This window comes from Variovorax davisae (assembly GCF_030316845.1).
Taxonomy (GTDB): Bacteria; Pseudomonadota; Gammaproteobacteria; order Burkholderiales; family Burkholderiaceae_C; genus Variovorax; species Variovorax davisae.
The window spans coordinates 101,617-124,786 of sequence record NZ_JASZYS010000018.1 but is presented as its reverse complement, the minus strand read 5'-3'; the positions used below and the strand labels follow the sequence as shown (position 1 = coordinate 124,786).

General features: G+C 69.8%; 20 protein-coding genes. 11 read left to right on the top strand and 9 right to left on the bottom strand.

The features are described 5' to 3' along the window. Positions 1 to 3: 3 nt before the first annotated feature. The 7 genes from QTI33_RS30845 to gshB all read left to right on the top strand — a co-directional run bounded on the left by QTI33_RS30845 (position 4) and on the right by gshB (position 8,605). Positions 4 to 504, top strand: coding sequence for an LPS-assembly lipoprotein LptE (locus tag QTI33_RS30845; RefSeq protein WP_286510380.1), 501 nt, complete (start codon positions 4 to 6; stop codon positions 502 to 504). A gap of 4 nt (positions 505 to 508) precedes the next feature. After that, positions 509 to 1,582, top strand: a complete 1,074-nt coding sequence (gene holA / locus QTI33_RS30840; RefSeq protein WP_286510379.1) for a DNA polymerase III subunit delta — start codon at positions 509 to 511, stop codon at positions 1,580 to 1,582. 90 nt (positions 1,583 to 1,672) lie between these two features. Then, a complete protein-coding gene (locus QTI33_RS30835) occupies positions 1,673 to 2,965 on the top strand; it encodes a glutamate-5-semialdehyde dehydrogenase (RefSeq protein WP_286510378.1) in 1,293 nt (430 codons plus the stop codon). A gap of 112 nt (positions 2,966 to 3,077) precedes the next feature. Then, complete coding sequence (gene gshA, locus QTI33_RS30830) at positions 3,078 to 4,376, top strand: glutamate--cysteine ligase (RefSeq protein WP_286510377.1); 1,299 nt, start codon at positions 3,078 to 3,080, stop codon at positions 4,374 to 4,376. A 152-nt stretch (positions 4,377 to 4,528) separates the two neighbouring features. Then, complete coding sequence (locus QTI33_RS30825; RefSeq protein WP_286510376.1) at positions 4,529 to 6,397, top strand: potassium transporter Kup; 1,869 nt, start codon at positions 4,529 to 4,531, stop codon at positions 6,395 to 6,397. 16 nt (positions 6,398 to 6,413) lie between these two features. After that, positions 6,414 to 7,661 carry a benzoate/H(+) symporter BenE family transporter gene (locus tag QTI33_RS30820; protein ID WP_286510375.1) on the top strand — a complete coding sequence of 416 codons (1,248 nt, stop codon included), beginning with the start codon at positions 6,414 to 6,416 and terminating at the stop codon, positions 7,659 to 7,661. Further along, on the top strand, positions 7,658 to 8,605 hold the full coding sequence (gene gshB / locus QTI33_RS30815) for a glutathione synthase (RefSeq protein ID WP_286510374.1): 948 nt from the start codon (positions 7,658 to 7,660) through the stop codon (positions 8,603 to 8,605). Before QTI33_RS30820 ends, gshB begins: the two co-directional genes overlap by 4 nt. Before the next feature lie 10 nt (positions 8,606 to 8,615). On the opposite strand, the gene QTI33_RS30810 is transcribed toward gshB, so the two are convergent. From QTI33_RS30810 to QTI33_RS30800, 3 genes are all read right to left on the bottom strand, one after another. Continuing rightward, complete coding sequence (locus QTI33_RS30810; protein WP_286510373.1) at positions 8,616 to 10,826, bottom strand: TonB-dependent receptor; 2,211 nt, start codon at positions 10,824 to 10,826, stop codon at positions 8,616 to 8,618. A gap of 124 nt (positions 10,827 to 10,950) precedes the next feature. Further along, a complete protein-coding gene (locus QTI33_RS30805) occupies positions 10,951 to 11,715 on the bottom strand; it encodes a class II glutamine amidotransferase (protein WP_286510372.1) in 765 nt (254 codons plus the stop codon). A 25-nt stretch (positions 11,716 to 11,740) separates the two neighbouring features. Then, positions 11,741 to 13,210 carry an MFS transporter gene (locus tag QTI33_RS30800; RefSeq protein WP_286510371.1) on the bottom strand — a complete coding sequence of 490 codons (1,470 nt, stop codon included), beginning with the start codon at positions 13,208 to 13,210 and terminating at the stop codon, positions 11,741 to 11,743. A gap of 116 nt (positions 13,211 to 13,326) precedes the next feature. Here QTI33_RS30800 and QTI33_RS30795 point away from each other — a divergent pair, with 116 nt between their 5' ends. Beyond that, entirely contained in the window at positions 13,327 to 14,625 is a 1,299-nt protein-coding gene (locus tag QTI33_RS30795; protein WP_286510370.1) for a zinc-binding metallopeptidase family protein, read from the top strand. On the opposite strand, the gene QTI33_RS30790 is transcribed toward QTI33_RS30795, so the two are convergent. The 6 genes from QTI33_RS30790 to QTI33_RS30765 form a co-directional block, all read right to left on the bottom strand. Then, positions 14,616 to 14,837, bottom strand: a complete 222-nt coding sequence (locus tag QTI33_RS30790; RefSeq protein WP_286510369.1) for a cysteine-rich CWC family protein — start codon at positions 14,835 to 14,837, stop codon at positions 14,616 to 14,618. The two genes, QTI33_RS30795 and QTI33_RS30790, sit on opposite strands and share 10 nt — an antisense overlap. Then, entirely contained in the window at positions 14,834 to 16,093 is a 1,260-nt protein-coding gene (locus QTI33_RS30785) for a 6-phosphofructokinase (RefSeq protein ID WP_286510368.1), read from the bottom strand. The genes QTI33_RS30790 and QTI33_RS30785 overlap by 4 nt, the downstream gene beginning before the upstream one ends. Before the next feature lie 65 nt (positions 16,094 to 16,158). Next, complete coding sequence (locus tag QTI33_RS30780; protein WP_286510367.1) at positions 16,159 to 17,322, bottom strand: acyl-CoA dehydrogenase family protein; 1,164 nt, start codon at positions 17,320 to 17,322, stop codon at positions 16,159 to 16,161. Beyond that, entirely contained in the window at positions 17,319 to 18,122 is an 804-nt protein-coding gene (locus QTI33_RS30775) for an enoyl-CoA hydratase-related protein (RefSeq protein WP_286510366.1), read from the bottom strand. Before QTI33_RS30775 ends, QTI33_RS30780 begins: the two co-directional genes overlap by 4 nt. Before the next feature lies 1 nt (position 18,123). Next, positions 18,124 to 19,302 (bottom strand): acetyl-CoA C-acetyltransferase, encoded by a 1,179-nt coding sequence (locus tag QTI33_RS30770; RefSeq protein ID WP_286510365.1) that lies wholly within the window; start codon positions 19,300 to 19,302, stop codon positions 18,124 to 18,126. A gap of 97 nt (positions 19,303 to 19,399) precedes the next feature. Beyond that, positions 19,400 to 19,711, bottom strand: coding sequence for a DUF2917 domain-containing protein (locus tag QTI33_RS30765; RefSeq protein ID WP_286510364.1), 312 nt, complete (start codon positions 19,709 to 19,711; stop codon positions 19,400 to 19,402). Positions 19,712 to 19,793: 82 nt separating this feature from the next. Here QTI33_RS30765 and QTI33_RS30760 point away from each other — a divergent pair, with 82 nt between their 5' ends. The 3 genes from QTI33_RS30760 to QTI33_RS30750 all read left to right on the top strand — a co-directional run bounded on the left by QTI33_RS30760 (position 19,794) and on the right by QTI33_RS30750 (position 23,160). Beyond that, positions 19,794 to 20,729: a LysR substrate-binding domain-containing protein gene (locus tag QTI33_RS30760; RefSeq protein WP_286510363.1), complete on the top strand. Its 936-nt coding sequence runs from the start codon at positions 19,794 to 19,796 to the stop codon at positions 20,727 to 20,729. A 90-nt stretch (positions 20,730 to 20,819) separates the two neighbouring features. After that, positions 20,820 to 21,581, top strand: a complete 762-nt coding sequence (locus tag QTI33_RS30755; RefSeq protein WP_286510362.1) for a ProQ/FINO family protein — start codon at positions 20,820 to 20,822, stop codon at positions 21,579 to 21,581. A gap of 106 nt (positions 21,582 to 21,687) precedes the next feature. Next, positions 21,688 to 23,160, top strand: a complete 1,473-nt coding sequence (locus QTI33_RS30750; RefSeq protein WP_286510361.1) for a DUF1800 domain-containing protein — start codon at positions 21,688 to 21,690, stop codon at positions 23,158 to 23,160. The last annotated feature ends 10 nt before the right edge of the window (positions 23,161 to 23,170 follow it).

The window sequence follows — 23,170 nt, the reverse complement described above, 5'->3', positions numbered from 1 at the left end:
CCGGTGAGCCGTCGATTCGACCGCCGTGGCTTGCTGGCGGCCGCGGGCGCCATCGCGCTCGCGGGCTGCGGCTTCGAGCTGCGCAAGGCGCCGGAGTTCGCGTTCAAGAACATCGTGGTGCTCGGGAACTCCGCGTTCTCGAACTACCTGCGGCGGCAGCTGCGGGCCGCCGGCACCGTGGAGGTGCTGCCGGTCGACCAGGCCGACAAGGCCGAGGCGGTGCTGGAAATCCTGGGCGAGAACCGCAACAACATCGTGCTGTCGACCACGCCCGACGGCCAGGTGCGCGAACTGCAGTTGATCCTGACGCTGCGCTTCAGGGTGCGGGGCCAGGGCGGCAAGGAACTGCTCGGGCCGACCGAGATCCGGCAGTCGCGCGACATCACCTACAACGAGACGGCGGCCCTGGCCAAGGAAGGCGAGGCCGAGCTGCTGTATCGCGACATGCAGAACGACATCGCCCAGCAGGTGCTGCGCCGGCTGGCCGCGATCAAGGGCTTCTGACACCGTGCAACTCGCGGCTGCCCAGCTCGCCACCCACCTCGCGAAGCGGGTGGCGCCGCTCTACGCCATCCACGGCGACGAGCCGTTGCTGGCGCAGGAGGCGGCCGATGCGATCCGCGCCGCGGCGCGCACCCAGGGCTACACCGAGCGCAGCGCCTACACCGTGGCCGGGGCCCATTTCGACTGGGGCGCGGTGCTGGCGGCGGGCGGCTCGCTGAGCCTGTTCGCGGACAAGCAGATCGTCGAGATCCGGATCCCGTCGGGCAAGCCCGGCAAGGACGGCAGCGCCGCGCTGCAGCAGATCGCCGAGGCCGCGGCCGGCAACGACAGCACCCTGACGCTGGTGCTGCTGCCCCGGCTCGACAAGGCGACCCGCAGCGCAGGCTGGTTCGCCGCGCTCGAGAACCATGGCGTCAGCCTGCAGGTCGACACCGTCGAGCGCGCCGCGCTGCCGCAGTGGATCGCCCAGCGGCTGGCGCTGCAGGGCCAGCGCGTGAAGGCCGGCGAGGAGGGCCAGCGCACGCTGCAGTTCTTCGCCGACCGGGTCGAGGGCAACCTGCTCGCCGCCCATCAAGAAATCCAGAAGCTCGCGCTGCTGCATCCCGAAGGCGAACTCGGCTGGGAGCAGGTCGAAGGCGCGGTCAACAACGTCGCGCGCTACGACGTCTTCAAGCTGTCGGAGGCGGTGCTGGCCGGCAACCCGCAGCGCGTGGCGCGCATGCTCGACGGCCTGCAGGCCGAAGGCGAGGCCGAGGTGCTGGTGCACTACACGCTGTCCGAGGATATCCGGGCGCTGAAGCGGGTCAGGGACGCGATGGCGGCCGGACGGCCGCTGCCGATGGCGCTGCGCGAGAACCGCATCTGGGGCCCGCGCGAGCGGGCCTTCGAGCGGGTGCTGCCGCGGCTGGACGACCGGGCGTTGGCGCGCATGCTGCGCGCCGCGCACGTGGTCGACGGCATCGTCAAGGGCCTCAAGCAGCCCGACTGGCCGGCCAACGGCTGGCAGGCGCTGCAGCGGCTGGCCCTGATGCTGTGCCGGGCCTGCGGGCCCGCCGCATCGGCACCCCGGGCCCGCTGACCGAGGGGCGACGGGCCGGCGGCGCACAAGAATGGTGCGCGACTGTCCCTTGGCGCGCGCCGCCTTTGGCCGTCGCGGCACAATCCGGGGATGAATACGTTGAATGTCGCCGAGTACGTCCAGACGCTCGGGTTGCAGGCCAAGCTCGCTTCGGCCCTGATGGCACGGGCGGATGCCGCCACCAAGAACAAGGCCCTGAAGGCCCTGGCGCGCCGCCTGCGCGCCGCGGCCGCGCCCCTGGCCGAAGCCAATGCCAAGGACCTGGCGCGGGCCGAAGGCGCCGGCCTGTCGGCGCCGATGGTCGATCGCCTGAAGCTGACGCCCAAGGCCATCGAGACCGTCGCCCAGGGCTGCGAGCAGCTGGCCGCGATGTCCGACGTGATCGGCGAGGTCATCGGCATGCGGCAGCAGCCCAGCGGCATCCGGGTCGGCCAGATGCGGGTGCCGATCGGGGTCTTCGGCATGATCTACGAGAGCCGGCCCAACGTGACCATCGAGGCCGCCAGCCTGGCGATCAAGAGCGGCAACGCGGCGATCCTGCGCGGCGGCTCGGAGGCGATCGAGTCGAACAAGGCGCTGGCCCGGCTGGTGGCCGAGTCGCTCGAAGAGGCTGGCCTGCCGGTCGACGCCGTGCAACTGGTCGGCACCACCGACCGCGAAGCCGTGGGCCAGCTGATCGCGATGCCGCAGTTCGTCGACGTCATCATCCCGCGCGGCGGCAAGGGCCTGATCGAGCGCATCAGCCGCGACGCCCGGGTGCCGGTGATCAAGCACCTCGACGGCAACTGCCATGTCTATGTCGACCACACGGCCGAGCTCGACATGGCGCTGAAGATCGTCGACAACGCCAAGACCCAGAAATACAGCCCCTGCAACGCTGCCGAAGGCCTGCTGGTGGCCTCCTCGATCGCCGAGACCTTCCTGCCCGAGATCGGCGCGATCTTCGCCGCCAAGGGCGTCGAGATGCGCTGCGACCCGGTGGCGGCGCAGATCCTGCGCGCCGAGGGCGCGCACCTGCCGGCCGACAAGGTGGTCGACGCCGCCGAATCGGACTGGTCGGAGGAATACCTGGCGGCGGTCATCAGCATCAAGGTGGTCGAGGGGGTGGACGAGGCCATCGCGCACATCAACCGCTACTCGAGCCACCACACGGACGCCATCGTCACCCGCGACCACATGAACGCCCAGCGCTTCCTGCGCGAGGTCGACTCGGCCAGCGTGATGGTCAACGCCAGCACCCGTTTCGCCGACGGCTTCGAGTTCGGCCTGGGCGCCGAGATCGGCATCAGCACCGACAAGTTCCACGCCCGCGGGCCGGTCGGCATCGAGGGTCTGACCTCGCTGAAGTACGTCGTCCTCGGACAAGGCGAAGTGCGCAGTTGAGCACGCGGCCCGGCCGCGCTGGAGCGGCCTGCGGACGCTTGTCATGGGGGCGTTCGCCCCCAAATCTACAATCCCCGCTCTAGCTCAGGCACAAATCAAACAAGGCCGCCGCATGGTCCCCCATCTCGTCACCGCCCTGACCGGCCCGATCAACGAACTCGAGCAGCGCGTGCTCGACTCGACGCCCGCCATCGAGCGCTGGTTCCGGCTCGAATGGATGGAGCACACGCCGCCGTTCTACAGCTCGGTCGACATCCGCAACGCCGGCTTCAAGCTGGCGCCGGTCGACACCAACCTCTATCCGGGCGGCTGGAACAACCTCACGCCCGAGATGCTGCCGCTGGCGGTGCAGGCGGCGCAGGCCGCCATCGAGAAGATCTGCCCCGAGGCGCGCAACCTGCTGGTGATCCCCGAGAACCACTCGCGCAACACCTTCTACCTGGCCAACGTGGCCCAGCTGGTTCGGATCTTCCACATGGCCGGCCTCAACGTGCGGGTGGGCTCGATCGATCCGGCGATCAAGTCGCCGAAGAAGATCGCGCTGCCCAATGGCGAGACGGTCTGCCTGGAGCCGGTGGCGCGCAGCAAGCGGCGCCTGGGGCTCAAGCACTTCGACCCCTGCACCATCCTGCTCAACACCGACCTGTCGGCCGGCACGCCGGGCATCCTCGAGGACCTGCACGAGCAGTACCTGCTGCCGCCGCTGCATGCCGGCTGGTCGGTGCGCCGCAAGAGCAACCACTTCCACAGCTACGAAGAGGTGTCCAAGCGCTTCGGCAAGCTGCTGGGCATCGACCCCTGGCTGATCAACCCGATGTACGCCAAGGCGGCCGAGGTCAGCTTCGCGACCGGCCAGGGCATCGACGTCCTGACCAGCCACGTCGACGCCCTGCTCACCAAGGTGCGCCGCAAGTACAAGGAATACGGCATCAACGAGAAGCCCTTCGTGGTGGTCAAGACCGACAACGGCAGCCCGGGCCTGGGCGTCATGACGGTGCGCGACGCCAAGGAGATCGAGGCCCTGGTGCGCCGGCCGCGGGCCAGCAAGGCCGGCGCCGCCAAGGAAGGGCAGGAGCCCTGCGACCTGATCGTCCAGGAGGGCGTGCTGACCAACGAGCGGGTCCACAACGGCGTCGCCGAGCCGGTGGTCTACATGATGGACCGCTACGTGGTGGGCGGCTTCTACCGGGTGCACGCCGAGCGCGCCCCGGACGAGAACCTGAACCTGCCGGGCGCCAGCTTCGTGCCGCTGGCATTCTCTGAAAGTGCGCACTTACCACAGCCGGGCGCCAAGCCGGGCGCCAGCGCGCCCAACCGCTTCTACATGTACGGCGTGATCGGCCGGCTGGCGATGGTGGCCGCGAGCTACGAGCTGGAGGCGACCGACCCGGATGCCGAAGTCTATGAATGATTTGGCATTGCAACTTGCAGACCGTCGCGGCGGCGGCAAAATAGCCACCCCATAACAACGTCGACGAGGGTGGGAGCCGATGCAGCGGCCGAAACGGGCCGCCCCAGCGCCTCGTGGCGTGCTGCAGGCCGCCGACCCTTTGCAGCCTTTCCGTGTCCGCCCCTAAATCCTCCTCCGCTGCGCTGATCCTCGCGGCCATCGGTGTCGTCTACGGCGACATCGGCACGAGCGTCCTGTATGCGGTCAAGGAGGTGTTCGGCCACGGCCACGTGCCCTTCACGATCGACAACGTCTACGGCATCCTGTCGATGTTCTTCTGGACGCTGACGGTGATCGTCTCGCTGAAGTACGTGGTGCTGGTGCTGCGGGCCGACAACGAAGGCGAGGGCGGCCTGGTCGCGATGCTGGCGCTGGCCTCCCAGGCGGTGGTCGACAAGCCGCGGCTGCGCCAGGTGCTGCTGGTGGTCGGCATCTTCGGCACCTCGCTGTTCTATGGCGACGGCGTCATCACGCCGGCGATCTCGGTGCTGTCGGCGGTCGAGGGCCTGGAGGTGGTGTCGCCGCAGTTCAGGCACTACGTGATCCCGATCACGCTGGTGGTGCTGTTCTGCCTGTTCGCGCTGCAGAAGCACGGCACGGCGGGCATCGGCCGCTTCTTCGGCCCGATCACGCTGGCCTGGTTCTTCGCCATCGCGGTGCTCGGCGTGTCGCAGATCCTCACCCATCCCGAGATCCTCAAGGCGATGAGCCCGTTCTACGCGCTGCGCTTCATGTGGGAGAACCCGGGCACCAGCTTCATCATTCTGGGTGCCACCGTGCTGTGCGTGACCGGCGCCGAGGCGCTCTATGCCGACCTCGGCCACTTCGGCAAGAAGCCGATCCGCATCGCCTGGTTCTCGGTCGTCATGCCGGCGCTGACGCTCAACTACTTCGGCCAGGGCGCGCTGCTGCTGGAGAACCCGCTGGCCGTGAAGAACCCGTTCTTCATGATGGCGCCCGAGTGGGCCCTGCTGCCGCTGGTGCTGCTGGCCACGGCCGCCACCGTGATCGCCTCGCAGGCGCTGATCACCGGCGCCTTCAGCGTCACGCGCCAGGTGATCCAGCTCGGCTTCCTGCCGCGCATGAACATCGAGCACACCAGCGTGCGCACCGCGGGCCAGATCTACATCCCCTTCGTCAACTGGGGGCTGTTCGTGGCGATCGTGCTGGCGGTCGTGATGTTCCGCTCGTCGAGCAACCTGGCGGCGGCCTACGGCATCGCCGTCACCACCGACATGCTGATCACCACGGTGCTGACCTTCTTCGTGATCCGCTATGCCTGGAAGTACCCGCTCTTCCTGTGCATCGCGGCCACCGGCGCCTTCTTCGTGGTCGACTTCCTGTTCTTCGCCTCGAACCTGCTCAAGCTGTTCGACGGCGGCTGGTTCCCGCTGCTGATCGGCGGCTCGATCTTCATGCTGATGCTGACCTGGAAGGAAGGGCGCCGGCTGATGGGCGAGACCCAGCTCGCCGAGGCCATCGACCTGCGCGGCTTCCTCGACTCGGTCTTCGTGAGCCCGCCGGCGCGGGTCGACGGCACCGCGGTCTTCATGACGGCCGAGCCGGGCGTGGTGCCGAATGCGCTGCTGCACAACCTCAAGCACAACAAGGTGCTGCACGACCAGAACCTGTTCGTCACGGTGCGCAACCACGAGGTGCCCTGGATCCCGATGGACAAGCGCATCGAGATGGAGCCGCTGGGCCATCATTGCTGGCAGGTGGTGGTGCACTACGGCTTCAAGAATGAAATCGACCTGCCGCGGGCGCTCGAGCACGCGAAGATGCGCGGCTGCCAGCTGGAGCAGATGGCGACCAGCTACTTCCTGTCGCGCGACGTCGTGATCCCGACGCTGGGCAGCGGCATGGCGCCCTGGCGCGAGAAGCTGTTCGCGCAGATGCACCACAACGCCAGCGGGGCAGCCGACTTCCTCGGCCTGCCGAACAACGCGGTGGTCGAACTCGGCTCCAAGATCGAGATCTAGGCGCGGTTCGTCGGCGATGCGATTCTTCAAGGACTTGAGCCTCTCGGCCTTCACCGCCGGTTTCGTCGCCGTGCTGGTGGGCTTCACGAGTTCGGTGGCGATCGTGTTCCAGGCCGCCCAGGCCTTCGGCGCCACGCCCGCGATGGTGTCCTCCTGGATGTGGGCGCTGGGCATCGGCATGGGCCTGGCCTCGGTGCTGCCCTCACTGTGGTGGCGCCAGCCGGTGATGATCGCCTGGAGCACGCCCGGTGCCGCCGTGCTGGCGGTCGCCGGCGCCGGCTACGGCATGAACGAGGCGGTCGGCGCCTTCATCGTCTGCGCGCTGCTGATGGCGCTGGCCGGCGCCACCGGCTGGTTCGAGCGCGTGATGAACAAGATCCCGATGGCACTGGCCTCGGCGCTGCTGGCCGGCGTGCTGGCGCGATTCGGCCTGCAGGCCTTCATTGCCGCCCAGACCGCGCTGCCGCTGGTGCTGCTGATGCTGGGCGCCTACCTGGTGGCCAGGCGGTTGCTGCCGCGCTATGCGGTGCCGCTGACCCTGGGCGTGGGCATCGCCTTCGCCGCCGCGCGCGGCCAACTGGCCTGGAGCGCCGTGCATTTCAGCCTGGCGCTGCCGGTGTTCACGATGCCGGTCTTCAGCTGGCAGGCGGTGGTCAGCCTGGCGCTGCCGCTGTTCGTCGTCACGATGGCCTCGCAGAATCTGCCCGGCGTGGCGGCGATCCGGGCCGCGGGCTATGACATGCCGGTGTCGAAGCTGATCACCATCAGCGGCCTGTTCACGCTGGTGCTGGCGCCTTTCGGCGCCTTCGCGCTGAACCTGAGCGCCATCACCGCCGCGATCTGCATGGGCCGCGAAGCGCACGAAGACCCGGCGCGGCGCTACACGGCGGCGGTCAGCTGCGGCGCGATCTACATCGTCATCGGCGTGTTCGGGGCGGCCGTCACGGGGCTGCTGACCGCCTTCCCGAAGGAACTCGTCGCCACCATCGCCGGCCTGGCCCTGCTCGGCACCATCGGCAGCGGCCTGGCCGCCGCCGTGCGCGACGAGACGCACCGCGAGGCGGCGCTGATCACCTTCCTGGTCACGCTCTCGGGCGTCACGCTGGCGGGCATCGGCTCGGCCTTCTGGGGCGTGGTGGCCGGCGCGCTGGCGCTGGGCATCCAGCAGCTCGGCCGCCAGAAGGCCGCGCCGGGCAAGGACATCGCGCCTGCGTGCAAGATCAAGCAGGACGCCAAAGCCGCTATTGGAAAGAACAGCCCGTGAACATCCTCTTCGTCGCCGACCCGCTCGAGCATTTCAAGATCTACAAGGACACCACCTTCTCGATGATGCGCGAGGCCCAGCGCCGCGGCCATGGCATCTCGGCCTGCGAGCCGCGCGACCTCGGCTGGCAGACCGGACAGCCGGTGACGGCCGGCGTGCGCGACATCACGCTCACCGGCAACGGCGACGACTGGTTCACCGAAACGCCGCGCCGCCAGGCGCCGCTGCACGGCTTCGATGCGGTCCTGATGCGCAAGGACCCGCCCTTCGACGCCGAGTACATCTACGCCACCCACCTGCTGGGCCAGGCCGAGCGCGAAGGCGCGAAGGTGGTCAACAAGCCGGCGGCGCTGCGCGAGCACCCCGAGAAGCTGGCGGTGATGGAGTTCCAGCAGTTCACCAGCCCGACCCTGGTCACGCGCGACCCGGCGGCGGTGCGCGCCTTCCACGCCGAGCACAAGGACATCATCCTGAAGCCGCTCGACGGCATGGGCGGCATGGGCATCTTCCGGGTCCGCGAAGACGCGCTCAACCTGGGCTCGATCACCGAGACCCTCAACAAGAACGGCGCAGAGACGCTCATGGTGCAGCGCTTCGTGCCCGAGATCGCGGCCGGCGACAAGCGCATCCTGATCATCGGCGGCGAGCCGGTGCCCTTCGTGCTGGCCCGCATCCCGCAGGGCACCGAGGTGCGCGGCAACCTGGCGGCCGGCGGCAAGGGCGTGGCGCAGCCGCTGACGCCGAAGAACCGCGAGATCGCCGAGGCCGTGGGCCGCGCGCTGGCGCCGCGCGGTCTGCTCCTGATCGGCCTCGACGTGATCGGCGACTATGTGACCGAGATCAACGTCACCAGCCCGACCTGCTTCCAGGAGATCACCGAGCAGACCGGCTTCGACGTGCCGGCGATGTTCATCGATGCGCTGGAGGCCGAGGTCGGGCGATGAGGGTCGACGCCTAGAAGTCGACGCTGGCGTTCAGCACGAAGGTGCGCGGCGCGCCCATCACGAGGTAGTTCGAGCCCGGAAAGCCGCCGGCCGAGGCCCAGTACGACTTGTTGAACAGGTTGTCGACGCGCGCGCGCAAGGTCAGCAGCCGGCCGTTGCCGATCTCCATCAGGTAGCGCGCGCCGAGGTCGAAGCGGTTCCAGTCCGGCAGCTGCTGGGTGTTGGCGGCATCGGCGTACTGCTTGGCGGTGTAGAGGAAGCGGGCGTTGACCGCCAGCCCGCGCACGCCGGGGATGTCCCATTCGGCGCCGATGTTGAACTGCTGGCGCGGCACGCCGATCACGTCCTTGCCGTCGGTCAGGCCGCCCTCGGTGCGCGCCTGCTCGGCATCGAGCAGGGTCAGGCCGCCCAGCACGCGCAGGCCGCGCACCGGCTCGCCGAACACCGCCAGCTCGAAGCCGCGATTGCGCTGCTCGCCGTTGTTGCCGTAGATCCCGTTCTGCACGAAGGCCAGCGGCTTGGTGGTCTCGAACAGGGCCACGGTCGCGCCGATGCCGCCGTCGCTCTCGTACTTGGCACCGATCTCCTTCTGCTTCGAGACGTAGGGTGCGAACACCTGGCCGGCATTGAGCACCGGCTGCCCGGTGGAGGTGAAGGCCGGCGCGACGTCGCCCTTGACCAGGCCTTCGATGTAGTTGCCGTAGAGCGAGACGTTCTTGCTCGCCTTGAAGACGATGCCGGCCACCGGCGTGGTCTTGCTCTCGTCGTAGTGGCTGGTTTCCAGGCCCGAGTCGTAGTTGAAGCCGGTCTGCTCGATGGTCTGGCGGCGCGCCCCCAGGGTCAGGAGCACCGTGTCCTGCGCGAAGGCCATCGTGTCGGCGACCGCGTAGCTGGAGGTCTTGGTCTTGTCCGTCACCTGCGGGTTGCTCAGCACCCCGCCGGTGAAAAGGTTCGCCAGCGGCGGCAGCGACGCCACCGGCGTGTAGATGCTGCTGACCAGCGTGCTGCCCGAGATCGCATAGGCATTGCGCTGTTCGTTGTCGTAGGCAGTGGCCGAAGCGATCACCGTGTGGCCGACCGGGCCGGTCGCGAACTTGCCGCGCACGCCGATCTCGCCGGTCGAGACCTTGTCTTCGCGCTCGTTGTCGAAGCGGTTGCCGATGGTGGCGCCGAAGACATTGGTCAGCATCGGGTTCGACAGCGAATTCGACTCCTTGCCGTCGCGCAGGCCGCCGGCGACCCAGCCGGTCACGCTGTCGTTGAAGTCGACCTCGCCGCGCACGGTGCCGAAGGTGTCGCGTTCCTTCGAGTAGGTCCAGGGCTGGGCGAAGTTGGCCTTGGCGTCGGGCGGCGTCGGGATCGGCAGCCCGAAGCCCGGCGTCACGCTCGGGCGGCCTTCGGTCAGCTTGTGGTCCTGGTAGCCGACGTCGGCCGACAGCCGCACGTTGCGGTTGCGCCAGTCGAAGCCGACGCCGACCGCGCTCAGTTCGCGCTTCTCGTCGTCGACGCCGGTGCCGCCGTCGCGGCGCACCGCATTGAGCCGGATGCCGGTGCTCTGGTCGGGGCCGAAGCGGCGCGCCAGGTCGACCGAGGCCGAGCCCTCGCCGCCGCTCTGCACGCCGAGGCCGACGCGGCTCAGCGGCTCGCCGGGCGCCCGCTTGGGCAGCAGGTTGATGGCGCCGCCCAGGCCGCTGCCGCCCGGTGCCGCGCCGTTCAGGAAGGCATTGGCGCCCAGCAGCACCTCGACCCGCTCGAAGAACTCGGAGGCGATGTACTGGCGCGGCAGCATGCCGTAGAGCCCGTTGTAGGCGATGTCGTCGGAAAACACGGGGAAGCCGCGCACCACGTACAGCTCCTGGAAGTTGCCGAAGCCGCGGGCCTGGCGGATGGACGGGTTGTTGAGCAGCACGTCGGCCACGCTCTGCGCCTGCTGGTCCTGGATCAGCTCGTTGGTGTAGGACGTGATCGAGAACGGCGTGTCCATGAGGTCCTGGGTGCCCAGCACGCCGACCCGGCCGCCGCGCGCCACCTGGCCGCCGGCGAAGGGCTTGGTGAGCCCGGCGGCGGAAGCGTCGGCGCTGGCTTCGACCGTCACGGTGGCCAGGGTGCCGCCTTGGGCGGCGGGCGCTTCGGCGGCGGCCTGGGCGAGGGCTCCCAGCGAGTGGAGGGCGAGCGCGCTGGCGAGCGCGACAGGGCGCAAGGAGAAACGGACGGAGGACATGAAACGGCCCTTTGAATACAAATGAGAACCGTTATTATCTTTGTCGAGGGATTGTGTCCAGGCCCAGGGTCGCCAAAATCGGCGTCAACGTTGTTTTGAGGCGTCAGTTCGCCTCCGCGGAACCTCAGCTGCAGCGCCGCCCATCCACGAACACCGCCAGCTCCCGGGGCGCGAACGCCGTCCATGGCTCGTTGGTCGTGAGCGGCGCCGTCACCACCACCGCGACGCGGTCGTTCGGCGTGGTGTGCTGGGCGAAGTCGATGCTGAGGTCTTCGTCGGACAGCTCGGCCGTCAGGAACGGGTGCCGGCGCTCGACGTACCAGAGGTGGGTCGAGGCATGCGCCCACAGCGCCTGGCCGTTCGACAGCATGAAGTTGAAGGTGCCGTGGGCGGCCAGCCGCGGCGCGAGTTCGCGCAGGGTCAGCGTCAGTTCGTCGACGCTCGGCACGCCGGCATGCGACTTGGCCAGCTCCTGCATGATCCAGCAGAACGCGTGTTCGCTGTCGGTGCTGCCGACAGGATGGAAGTTGCCGTGCAGCCGGGGTCGGAAGTCCTTCAGGTCGCCGTTGTGCGCGAACACCCAGTAGCGGCCCCACAGCTCGCGCACGAACGGGTGGCAGTTCTGCAGGTTGACCGCGCCCTGCGTCGCCTTGCGGATGTGGGCGATGACGTTGCGGCTCTGGATCGGGTAACGGCGGATCAGCTCGGCCACCGGCGATTCGCAGGCCGGCTGATGGTCGACGAAATGCCGCAGCCCCCGGTCCTCGAAGAAGGCGATGCCCCAGCCGTCGGCGTGGTGGTCGGTGCGGCCGCCGCGCTGGGCGAAGCCCGTGAAGCTGAAGGTCACGTCGGTCGGCGTGTTGCAGTTCATTCCGAGCAGCTGGCACATGGCGGCTATTAGAACTGAAACGGGGTCAATGCTCCGGCACCGAGGCCGGCCCCGGCGCCTTCACGCGCAGCTGCCAGGCGGCGACGATCGCCAGCGCGCACAGGCCCGCCAGCATGAGGAACACCTCGTCGAAGGCCGCCAGCCGCGCCGGGCTGGTCGCGGGGTTGGCCAGCGAGTCGCCATGCGCCGCCAGCCGCCATTCGAGCACGATGGCGCACAGGCTCACGCCGGCGGCGCCGCCCAGCATGCGCAGGAAGTTGATCGCGCTGGCGCCCTGCGGAATGAGCGGCTTGGCCAGCGGCCGCATCGAGCCCAGGTTGAGCGAGGGCAGGATGAAGCCGAGCCCGATGCGCCCGATGACGGCGAAGGCCACCAGCAGCCACAGCGCGCTGTCGAGCTTCAGCAGCACCATCAGCGCGAAGGAGGCGGCCAGCAGCAGCAGCCCGGTGCACACCAGCAGCCAGGTCGGATGCCGGTCGGCCAGCCGGCCGACGCCGGCGATGGTGATCGCCAGCACGATGCCGGCCGGCAGCAGGATGGTGCCCACGTGCGAGGCCGACAGCTGCAGCCCGACCTGCATGTAGACCGGCAGCAGGTAGGTCGAGCCGAACAGCGCCGTGCCGTAGATGAAGGCCACCACGCTGCCCATCGCGAACTGGCGGTACTGGAACAGCGCCAGGTTCATCAACGGCGCGCCGCCGTTCGCGGCCAGGCGCTTCTGCCAGGCCACGAAGGCGCCGAAGGCGATGCCGGCGCCGGCCAGCAGCAGCGTCGCGTGCAGAGCCGAATCGCCGCGCAGCGCGACCAGGCCGTTCAGCAGGCAGAGGGTGCCGACCGTGCCGAGCGCCAGGCCGCGCCAGTCGAGACCGTCGCTGCGCGCCGCGACCACGCCGCCCGGCGCGGTGGTCGGCACGAACTTGTAGGCCAGCCAGATCGACGCCAGGCAGAAGGGCACCACCATGAAGAAGATCGAGCGCCAGCCGAACAGATCGACCAGCACCCCGCCGATGCTCGGCCCGATGGCCGGCGCCAGCACCACGCCCATGCCGAAGATGCCGCTGGCGCGCCCTTGCTCGTGAGGCTGGAAGGCGCGCAGGATGATGATCGCCGGGATCGGCTGCACCACGCCCGCCGCCAGCCCTTCGGCCACGCGCGCGATCAGCACCAGCGTGAAGTCGCTCGCCAGCCCGCCCGCGAGCCCGCCGGCCAGCAGCAGCACCATGGTGCCGACGTAGGTGCGCCGGTAGCCGTAGCGCGACAGCAGCCAGGGCGTGGTCAGCATCGACACCGTCATCGCCACCATGAAGCCCGAGCTGACCCACTGGGCGCGCTCCTGGCCGAGCGAGAAATGGTGGCTCATGCCGGGGATGGCGACGTTGACGATGGTCGACGACATGATCGACGCCATCACGCCGACCATGACCGACAGGAGCAGCAGCCAGCGGTAGCGCTCGCCGTAGCGGCTGCTCAGGGACTGCGGGGGAGGATTGTTCATCGGGAGGGAAATTGCCGCGCTCGGCCGTCCTACAAGGATATCGGCGTTTGCACCGCTCCGCGTCCGGATGCGCGCCGCCACAATCATTCGCTGTCCCGCACGCGATCCAGACCGCCATGCAAGCGCAATCCCAGAACCAGAACAACAGTCCCGACGCCGACGCCGCCGATCCGCTCGAAGCCGACAGCGCCGCCGCCGACACCGGCGGCTCGCTGGCGTCCGAGCTGCAGGCGCCGACCCTGAGCCGGGCCTACCAGTGCCAGTGCGGCCGCCCGGTGTTCCTGCGCAACAGCCAGTGCCTGGCCTGCCTGACGCCGCTCGGCTACGTGGTCGAGCGGCTCGGCGTGGTGCCGCTCGCCCCGGCCGGCTTCGAGGGCGCCGAGGCCGACACCTTCACGGTCTTCGGCGACGGCCACGGCAAGGCCTACCGGCGTTGTGCCAACCTCATGACGCCGGCCGCCTGCAACTGGATGGTGCCGGCGCCGCGCGAAGGCGACGACCCGTCCTTCCATACCGAGGGCCTGGTGCCGGGGTTGTGCCTGGCATGCAGCGTGACGCGCACCATCCCCGACCTGTCGGTGGAGAGCAATGGCCAGCTCTGGCTGAGCCTCGAGCTGGCCAAGCGGCGGCTGATCTCGCAGCTGCTCGCGCTCGGCCTGCCGGTGGTCACGCGGCTGAGCGACCCGGGGCACGGCCTGGCCTTCGACTTCCTGAGCCACGTGCCGGGCGGGCCGCACGTCATGACCGGCCACGAGATGGGCGTCATCACGCTGAACGCGGAGGAAGCCGAGGATGCCGTGCGCGAGCGCATCCGGGCCGAGATGCGCGAGCCCTACCGCACCCTGCTGGGCCACTTCCGCCACGAAATCGGCCACTACTACTGGGACCTGCTGGTGGCGCCGACGCCGTGGGTCGACGGCTTCCGCCAACTGTTCGGCGACGAGCGCGACGACTACGCCGCGGCCTTGCGCAAGCACTACGACAACGGCCCGCCGCCCGACTGGGCCGATCGCTTCGTGACCAGCTACGCGAGTTCGCACCCGTGGGAGGACTGGGCCGAGACCTGGGCCCACTACCTGCACATGGCGGACACCGCCGACACCGCGTTGAGCTTCGGCGTCGATGCGCAGAACGTCGAACTCGCGAGCGACCTCTTCGAACTCGCAGACCTCTGGCAGCCGGAGCACGCCGAAGCCGGCCGCTTTCTCGATTTCCTCAATGGCTGGGTGCGGCTCACCAACGTGCTCAACGAGCTGTCGCGCAGCATGGGGCAGCCCGACTACTACCCTTTCGTGCTGCCGCGGGCGGCGGTCGGCAAGCTGCAGTTCATCCACCAGGTGATCACCGAGCAGCGCGAGCGCGGTGGGCTGCCCACGATGGCGGCTAAGGAAGAGCCGCCGGCGGCTCAGGGCTGAAGCGCTTCCTGCGCGGCGCAGCGCGCGCAGATGCAGGCCAGGCGGCGCTGCCCTTCAGGCACGCGCGCCAGCAGGTCGGCGCTGAAATCGACCGCCATACACCAGCAGGGCGGCTGCGCCTGGCCGGTCTCGCGCTCGATCTCCAGCGCGCAGCGGTTCGACTCGCCGCACAGGGGACAGCGCGACGGATCGGGGCGCTGAGCCGTGTTCATCCAGCGACCTCGAACGGCGGCAGCTTCTTCGGCACCGCGACGTTCTCCAGCGTCACGTAGACCGGCAGCCCGTTGCGGTAGGCCGGGTAGTCCTCGCCCTGGATCAGCGGCAGCAGGTAGCGCCGGCATTTCTCGGTGATGCCCCAGCCGTCGTCCGAGATGAAATCGCGCGGCATGAACTTCTCGGCATTGGCCACCGCATCGAGCGATGCCGTGCCGAGCCGGTAGTCGTAGGGGACGTCGGAAGTGCGCTCGATGGTCGGCATCACCGAGTTCTGTCCCGCAAGCGCCAACTCGACCGCGCGCTGGCCGAGTTCATAGGCCTGCTTGACGTCGGTGGCCGAGGCGATGTGCCGCGCCGCGCGCTGCAGGTAGTCGGCGACGGCCCAGTGGAACTTGTGGCCAAGGGCCTCCTTGACCATCTGCGCCACCACCGGGGCGGCACCGCCGAGCTGCGCATGGCCGAAGGCATCCTTGGTGCCCTGCTCGGCAAGGAAAGTGCCGTCAGGGTGGTGGCAGCCTTCGGACACCACCACCGTGCAGTAGCCGTGGTACTTGACCAGTGCGTCGACGCGGGCCAGGAAGGCCGGCTGGTCGAAGGGAACCTCCGGGAACAGAATCACGACCGGGATGCCCTGGTCGGCCACCAGTCCGCCGGCCGCGGCGATCCAGCCGGCGTGGCGGCCCATGACCTCGATCACGAAGACCTTGGTCGAGGTCGCGGCCATCGAACGCACGTCCATCGAGGCTTCGAGTGTCGACACCGCCACGTACTTGGCGACCGAACCGAAGCCCGGGCAGCAATCGGTCAGCGGCAGGTCGTTGTCGATGGTCTTGGGCACGTGGATCGCCTGCAGCGGGTAGCCCAGCGACTGCGACAGCTGGCTCAGCTTGAAGCAGGTGTCGGCCGAATCCCCGCCGCCGTTGTAGAAGAAATAGCCGATGCCGTGGGCCTTGAAGACCTCGACCAGGCGCTCGTATTCGCGCCGGTTCTTGTCGAGCGACTTGAGCTTGTAGCGGCAGGAACCGAAGGCGCCGCTGGGCGTGCTGCGCAGCGCCGCGATCGCCTCGGCCGATTCGCGGCCGGTGTCGATCAGGTCTTCGGTGAGCGCACCGAGGATGCCGTTGCGGCCGGCGTAGACATGGCCGATGCGATCGGGATGCCGGCGCGCCGTCTCGATCACGCCACAGGCCGAGGCGTTGATCACGGAGGTGACGCCGCCGGACTGGGCGTAGAAGGCGTTGAGGAGGGGCATGGCGGCATTGTCCCGCAGCCCCCCGCCGGGCGCCAGTGGCCGGCTCAGCTCAGCGGCTCAGCGGCTCAGCGGCCCGGCAGGCCCATCGCGCGCGTGATCACTTCCTTCATGATCTCGTTGGTGCCGCCGTAGATGCGCTGCACCCGGGCATCGGCGTAGGCGCGCGTCACCGGGTACTCCCACATGAAGCCGTAGCCGCCGTGCAGCTGAACGCATTCGTCCATCACCTTGCACTGCAGGTCGCTGGTCCAGTACTTGGCCATGCTGGCGGTCGCGGTGTCGAGCTTCTCGGCCAGCAGCAGCTCGATGCACTTGTCGACGAAGACCCGCGCCACCTGCACCTCGGTCTGCAGTTCGGCCAGGGTGTAGCGGGTGTTCTGGTAGGCGCCCACGGGCTGGCCGAACACCTTGCGCTCCTTCACGTAGGCCACGGTCTGGTCGATCGCCGCCTGCGACGCCGCCACCGCGCTGATCGCGATCTGCAGCCGCTCCCAGGGCAGCTGCTCCATCAGGCAGACGAAGCCGCGGTTCTCCTGCGCCGCGCCGCCCAGCAGCGCCTCGGGCGGCAGCCGCACGCCGTCGAAGAACAGCTCGGAGGTGTCCTGCGCCTTCAGGCCCAGCTTCTTGAGCCGCTTGCCCTTCTCGAAGCCCGGCATGCCGCGCTCGACCAGGAACAGGCTGGTGCCCTTGGCGCCGCCGGCCGGGTCGGTCTTGGCGACCACGATCACCAGGTCGGCGTGCCAGCCGTTGGTGATGAAGGTCTTGCTGCCGTTGAGCAAATAGCTGCCGTCGGCTTGCTTGAGCGCGGTCGAGCGCACCGCCTGCAGGTCGCTGCCCGCGGCCGGCTCGCTCATCGCGATGGCGCCGATCATCTCGCCGCTCGCGAGCTTCGGCAGGTAGTGGTTTTTCTGCGCCTCGGTGCCGTAGCGCAGGATGTAGGGCGCGACGATCTCGCTGTGCAGCCCGTAGCCGATGCCGGTGAAGCCGCGGGCCCAGAGCTCCTCGAACTGGATCACCGAATAGAGCAGGTCGGCGCCCGAGCCGCCGTATGCCTCGGGCAGCGACATGCACAGGAAGCCGTTCTCGCCGGCCTTGTTCCAGACCTCGCGCGCCACGTAGCCCTGGTCTTCCCAGGCTTCGTGGAAAGGAGCGATCTCCTTGTCCATGAAGCGGCGGAACGAGTCGCGGAAAGCCTCGTGGTCGGCGTTGAACAAAGTGCGTTCGATCATGGCGTCGCGCGGGGTGGAAAGACCGGTGCGCGCTTCTGCAGGAAGGCCATCACGCCTTCGGCGAAGCTCGGCTGCTCGATCAGCTCGCGCTGGCGCTCGCTCTCGTAGTGCAGCTGCTCGGACAGCGTGTGGCGCTCGGAGCGCTCGATGGCGCGCCGCGCCTCGTGCACCGCATGCACCGGCAGCCGCGCCAGCCGCTGCGCGATCCGGAGGGCCTCGAGCAGCAGCGGGCCATCGTCGATGGCGGCCCAGATCAGGCCCCATTGCGCCGCCGTTTCGGCGTCGAGCTTCTCGTCGAGCAGCGCCATGCCCATCGCCCGCGCCGGGCCGACCCGGCGCGGAATGAACCAGGTGCAGCCGAGGTCGGGCACGATGCCGAGCTTGGGCAGGAAGGGCAGGTAGAAGTAGGCGCTGCGCGCCGCCACCACGATGTCGCAGGCCAGCGCCAGGCCGACGCCGGCGCCGGCGGCCGGGCCGTTGACCGCGCAGACCACCGGCACCGGGAGCTCGCGCAGCTCCTGGATCAGCGGGTTGCTCATGGCCTGCATCCAGTCGGCGGTCTGGTCGCCCAGGGTCTTGCCGTCTTCCGGTGGCCGCATCGCGCTCAGGTCGGCGCCGACGCAGAAGGCCTTGCCGGCACCGGTCAGCAGCACGGCGCGCACCTGGCTGTCGCTGCGCACCCGCGCGAAGCATTCGCGCAGCGCCTGCTGCAGGTCGAGCGCGATCGGATTGAGCTTGGACGGCAGGTTGAGCGTGATCGTCGCGATGCCTTCGTCGAGCTCGTAGAGAACCGGCTCCATGTCAGAGCCGCTCCACGATCGTGACGTTGGCCATGCCGCCGCCCTCGCACATGGTCTGCAGCCCGTAGCGCTTGCCGCGCTGGCCGAGCGCGTTCACCAGCGTGGTCATCAGCTTGGTGCCCGAGGCGCCGAGCGGATGGCCGAGCGCGATCGCGCCGCCGTTGACGTTGAGCCGGGCCGGGTCGGCGCCCAGCTTCTGCAGCCAGGCCAGCGGCACCGGCGCAAAGGCCTCGTTGACTTCGTAGAGGTCGATGTCGTCGATCTTCATGCCGGCCTTGGCCAGCGCCCGCGCGGTGGCCGGGATCGGGGCCTCGAGCATGATCACCGGGTCGTGGCCCATCACGCTCATGTGGTGGATGCGCGCCAGCGGCTTCACGCCCAGCGCCTTCAGGCCGCGCTCGTTGACCACCAGCACGCCGCTGGCGCCGTCGCAGATCTGGCTCGCGGTGGCGGCGGTGCAGCGCCCGCCCTCGGCGATCAGCTTGACGCCGGCAATGCCTTCCAGCGTGGCCTCGAAGCGGATGCCCTCGTCGACCTGGTGCAGCTCGCCGCTGGCCGTGCCGTCGGCCAGCCGCACCTCGACCGGAACGATCTCGTCGGCAAACAGCTGCTCGCGCGTGGCGGCGATCGCGCGCCGGTGGCTCTCGAAGGCGTAGCGGTCGAGCATGTCCTTGGTCAGGCCGTAGTTCTTCGCGATCATCTCGGCGCCGGTGAACTGGCTGAATTCGACGCCGGGGTAGCGCCGCTGCATCGCCGGACTCATGTAGGTGCCGAGGCCGGCCTTGGCCGGCAGCGCGTTGGGGGTGAACATCGGCACCCGCGTCATGCTCTCGACGCCGGCCGCGATCACCGCGTCCATGCTGCCCGACATCACGGCCTGGGCCGCGAAGTGCAGCGCCTGCTGGGACGAGCCGCACTGGCGGTCGACCGAGGTGCCGGGCACCGATTCGGGCAGCTTCGAGGCCAGCACCGCGTTGCGCGCGACGTTGGTGGCCTGCTCGCCGACCTGGCTCACGCAGCCGAGGATGACGTCCTCCACGGCGGCCGGGTCGATGCCGCTGCGCGCCACCAGCGCGTCGATGACCTGCGCCGCCAGGTCGACCGGGTGCCAGCCCGACAACCTGCCGCCGCGACGGCCGCCCGCGGTGCGCGCGGTGGCCACGATGTATGCCTCTGCCATGGTGTGTCCTTCATCCGAGAAATGGGCCCCGGAGCGGACGGCGGGATGCGCCCTTCCTGGCCCGGAGCGTCGATGGTTCAACGCCCGGGCCGCTGGGTCAAGCCGGGGTCATCCCGTTGAACCACGGTCGCCAAGGCGACCGCGCGGCCGGCGCCGGCTTGGCGGCGACCGAGAGCGCGGCGGCGCTGAAGCGCACGCAGGACGGTTCGAGCGCCGCCACCAGCGCGCGGCGGTGCGAGTCGCTGCGGAAGCGCTCGCCGGGCTCCAGCACGATGTCGCGCCGGTCGTGGTCGAGCGTGATCCAGACCGCGCCGCGAGTGCATTCGATGTCGACTTCGTGGGCGTCGGGCAGGGTGAAAACGGCCATCTTCGGCAGGCTGAGGCTCAGGCGTTGGGTGCGGGGGTCCATGAAGAGCTCCTTTGCATTCGCTATGGGAATGAATATAGTGAGCAAGGCTCACTGTTTCATACGGTCTTTCGGAACTCGTTGCATGCTTCCTGAGAATGCGAAAAACGCCGCATCGGCAGCCGACCTGCCGCCCCTCGAACTGCTGCGCAGCTTCGAGGCCGCGGCCCGCTGCCTGAGCTTCACGCAGGCCGCGGCCGAGCTGTTCCTGACCCAGTCGGCGGTGAGCCGGCAGATCCAGCAACTCGAGGCCGCGCTGGGCGTGCTGCTGTTCGAGCGCCGCCATCGGGCGCTGGCGCTGACCGAGGCCGGGACCGTGCTGCAGCGCGCGGTGGTCGAGAGCCTGGAGCGGCTGCGCGATGCCACGGCGCGCCTGCGCAGCGCGCCGCTGCCGCGCCATGTGGCGGTCACGACCACGCCGGGCTTTGCCTCCTTCTGGCTGATCCCGCGGCTGGCGCGCTTCACGGCCGACCATCCCGAGGTCGACGTGCGGCTGTCGGCCACGCTCGACGTGCTCGACCTCGAGCGCAGCCGGGTCGACGTCGCGGTGCGCTTCGTGCCCATCGCGCGCGGCACCGGGGTGGCGCTGTTCGAGGAAACCGTCATGCCGCTGTGCGCGCCGGAGATCGCGGCGCGGCTGCACGAACCGGCCGACCTGCTGGGCCAGACCCTGCTCACGATCGACGAGCCCGGCCACGCCAGCACGCCCACCGTCGACTGGGAGCCCTGGCTGCAGGTCATGGGCCTGAACGACCTGCGCATGGAGAACACGCTGCGCTTCACGCTCTACACCGACGCGGTCGCCGCGGCGGTGGCGGGCCAGGGCGTGGTGATCGGCCGGCTGCCGCTGCTGGACGCGCTGCTGCGCAGCGGCCAGCTGGTGTCGCCCTTCGGCGAAGGTGCGGCCTCGCGCCGCGGCTATTTCGTCGACAGCTCGCGCCGCGCGGCGGCCAACCCGGATGCGCAGGATTTCGTGCGCTGGCTGCGGGCCGAGGCCGAGGCCGCCCGGCGGCCGGACTGAGGGGCGCGGGACCTCGGGTCGCGACACGATTACAGTAGGTGCCATTCCGGGGCCTCCGTGCCCCCTCGCTTCGCTGACCCCAAGATTCCGATGACCCCGACGACAGAGACCGTTTCCGCACCCGCGACCCCCGAGGCGCCCGTTGCACCCGCCGCCGCCAGGGAAGGCCGCCGCGGGCGGCGCAAGCCCCGGCCCGAGGCCCCGTCCGCCGATGCCGCGCCGAAGGCCGGCCCCGAGGCCAAGGGCGGCCAGCGCCCGCCGCGCAAGGCCAACGCGGTGCTGGAGCGCCTGTTCGAGCTCTATCCCAAGATGTTCGGGGCCCGCTTCCGGCCGCTCAAGCTCGGCGTCTACCAGGAGCTGCTGGCCCTGCACCCCGACGCGTTCAAGAAGGAAGACCTCAAGATCGCGCTCGGACTGCATGCGCGCTCGACCCGCTACCTCGATGCGGTGGCCGCCGGCGAGCAGCGCCACGACCTGAACGGCGTGCCGGTCGAGCCCGTGGCCCCCGAGCACGTGCACCACGCGATCCTCGAAGTCTTCAAGCGCCGCCAGGCGCGCACCGCCGAAGACCTGCGGCCGAAGCTGCGCGCGCGCCTGGTCGAGGCCATCGAGGCCTCGGGCCTGTCGCGCGAGGACTACGTGCTGGCCGTGCGCACGCAGGACGAAGTCACCAACGCCGTGCTCGACGAGGCCTTCGTCGAGGTCGGTGCCCGCACCGCCAAGCGCGAGGCCTTGCTGCGTGCCTTCGAGGCCAGCGGCCGCACGGTGGCGGAGTTCGCCGAGATGTACGGCATGGACCCGGCCGAGGTCGGCCGGACCCTGGCGCGCGCCCGGCCGGCGGCGGCCGGCTGACGCCGCCGGTCGGCCCGTCGATCTTTGCCGGGCCGGGTCGGCCGTGTTCGCCGGCGCGGCGTTGTGGAGGTGTCGCCTTGCGCCACCGCCGTGGCAGGAGTTGCCCATGAAAGCTCGCGTCCTCGCCTGGGTCCTGGCCTGCGCGGCCTTCGCCGTGCTGCCCGCGCAGGCACAGCCTGCCTCCGAGGCCGACGCGCTCCATGTGCTGAACCGCCTGGGCTACGGCCCCGCACCCGGCGACCTGGCGCATGTGCGGCAGGTCGGCATCGATCGCTACATCGACGAACAGCTGCACCCCGAGCGCCTGCCGCTGCCGGCCGATCTCGTGCAGCAGCTCGCCGCCCTGCCGACGGCCGCGGCGTCGCAGCGCGAGCTGATCACGCAGTACCGCGAGGCGGCGCAAGCGGTCAAGGACGGCGGCGCCGAGGCCCAGGCGGCGCGACGCCAGGCCCTCCGCAAGCTCGACATCGAGTCGGGCCAGGCGCGCCTCTGGCGGGCGGCGCGCAGTCCGCGCCAGCTCGAGGAGCGCATGGTGGACTTCTGGTTCAACCACTTCAACGTCTTCGCCGGCAAGGGGCTGGACCGGGTGCTGGTCGGCAACTACGAGCGGGAGGCGATCCGGCCCTTCGCGATGGGCCGCTTCCGCGACCTGCTGGGGGCCACGGCCCATCACCCGGCGATGCTGTTCTACCTGGACAACTGGCAGTCCGTGGCCGCCGGCTCGCAGCCGCCGCGCGGCGCCGGCCCGGCCGCCAGGGCCAGCGGCCTGAACGAGAACTACGCCCGTGAACTCATGGAGCTGCACACGCTGGGCGTCGATGGCGGCTACACCCAGCAGGACGTGACCGAGCTGGCCCGCATGCTGACCGGGTGGACCTTCGCGCCGCGCCTGACCACCGGCGCCTCGGTCTTCGTGTTCGATGAACGCCGGCACGACCGCGGCGACAAGCGCTGGCTCGGGCAGCGGATCGGCGACCAGGGCCAGGCCGAAGGCGAGCGGGCGCTGGACCTGCTGGCGATGCACCCGGCCACCGCGCGCCACGTGAGCGACCAGCTGGCGCAGTACTTCGTCGCCGACCAGCCGCCCGCGGCGCTGGTCGACCGGCTCGCCCGGCGCTACCTGGCGAGCGGCGGCGACATCCAGGCGCTGCTCCAGACCCTGTTCGCCAGCCCCGAGTTCCGCAGTCCCAAGGTCCACGGCGTGAAGTTCAAGACGCCCTACGACTACGTGGTCTCGACCGTCCGCGCCACCGACTGGCCGCTGAGCGATGTCCGGCCCCTGCTCGGAACGCTGCGCCAGCTCGGCATGCCGCTCTACGGCTGCCCGACGCCGGACGGCTACAAGAACACCCGGGACGCCTGGCTCAACCCCGACGCGATCACCCGCCGCATCGGCTTCGCGACCGCCCTGGCCTCGGGCCGGCTGCCGGGCGCGCCCACGCCGACGGTCGATGCCCACGCGCTGCTGGCGACGCTGGGCGGCGGCATCTCGGCCAAGACCCGCGCCGCCCTGGCCGAGGCCACCCCCGAGCTGCAGGCGCCGATGGCGCTCGGCAGCCCGGATTTCATGCACCGCTGACTTGCCGGGA

Bases quoted from the DNA above. Each gene is read 5' to 3' on its own strand.
- QTI33_RS30835 (WP_286510378.1), top strand. From the start codon at position 1,673: ATGAATACGTTGAATGTCGCCGAGTACGTCCAGACGCTCGGGTTGCAG.
- gshA (WP_286510377.1), top strand. From the start codon at position 3,078: ATGGTCCCCCATCTCGTCACCGCCCTGACCGGCCCGATCAACGAACTC.
- QTI33_RS30820 (WP_286510375.1), top strand. From the start codon at position 6,414: ATGCGATTCTTCAAGGACTTGAGCCTCTCGGCCTTCACCGCCGGTTTC.
- QTI33_RS30810 (WP_286510373.1), bottom strand. From the start codon at position 10,826: ATGTCCTCCGTCCGTTTCTCCTTGCGCCCTGTCGCGCTCGCCAGCGCG.
- QTI33_RS30805 (WP_286510372.1), bottom strand. From the start codon at position 11,715: ATGTGCCAGCTGCTCGGAATGAACTGCAACACGCCGACCGACGTGACC.
- QTI33_RS30800 (WP_286510371.1), bottom strand. From the start codon at position 13,210: ATGAACAATCCTCCCCCGCAGTCCCTGAGCAGCCGCTACGGCGAGCGC.
- QTI33_RS30795 (WP_286510370.1), top strand. From the start codon at position 13,327: ATGCAAGCGCAATCCCAGAACCAGAACAACAGTCCCGACGCCGACGCC.
- QTI33_RS30790 (WP_286510369.1), bottom strand. From the start codon at position 14,837: ATGAACACGGCTCAGCGCCCCGATCCGTCGCGCTGTCCCCTGTGCGGC.
- QTI33_RS30785 (WP_286510368.1), bottom strand. From the start codon at position 16,093: ATGCCCCTCCTCAACGCCTTCTACGCCCAGTCCGGCGGCGTCACCTCC.
- QTI33_RS30780 (WP_286510367.1), bottom strand. From the start codon at position 17,322: ATGATCGAACGCACTTTGTTCAACGCCGACCACGAGGCTTTCCGCGAC.
- QTI33_RS30775 (WP_286510366.1), bottom strand. From the start codon at position 18,122: ATGGAGCCGGTTCTCTACGAGCTCGACGAAGGCATCGCGACGATCACG.
- QTI33_RS30770 (WP_286510365.1), bottom strand. From the start codon at position 19,302: ATGGCAGAGGCATACATCGTGGCCACCGCGCGCACCGCGGGCGGCCGT.
- QTI33_RS30765 (WP_286510364.1), bottom strand. From the start codon at position 19,711: ATGGACCCCCGCACCCAACGCCTGAGCCTCAGCCTGCCGAAGATGGCC.
- QTI33_RS30760 (WP_286510363.1), top strand. From the start codon at position 19,794: ATGCTTCCTGAGAATGCGAAAAACGCCGCATCGGCAGCCGACCTGCCG.
- QTI33_RS30755 (WP_286510362.1), top strand. From the start codon at position 20,820: ATGACCCCGACGACAGAGACCGTTTCCGCACCCGCGACCCCCGAGGCG.
- QTI33_RS30750 (WP_286510361.1), top strand. From the start codon at position 21,688: ATGAAAGCTCGCGTCCTCGCCTGGGTCCTGGCCTGCGCGGCCTTCGCC.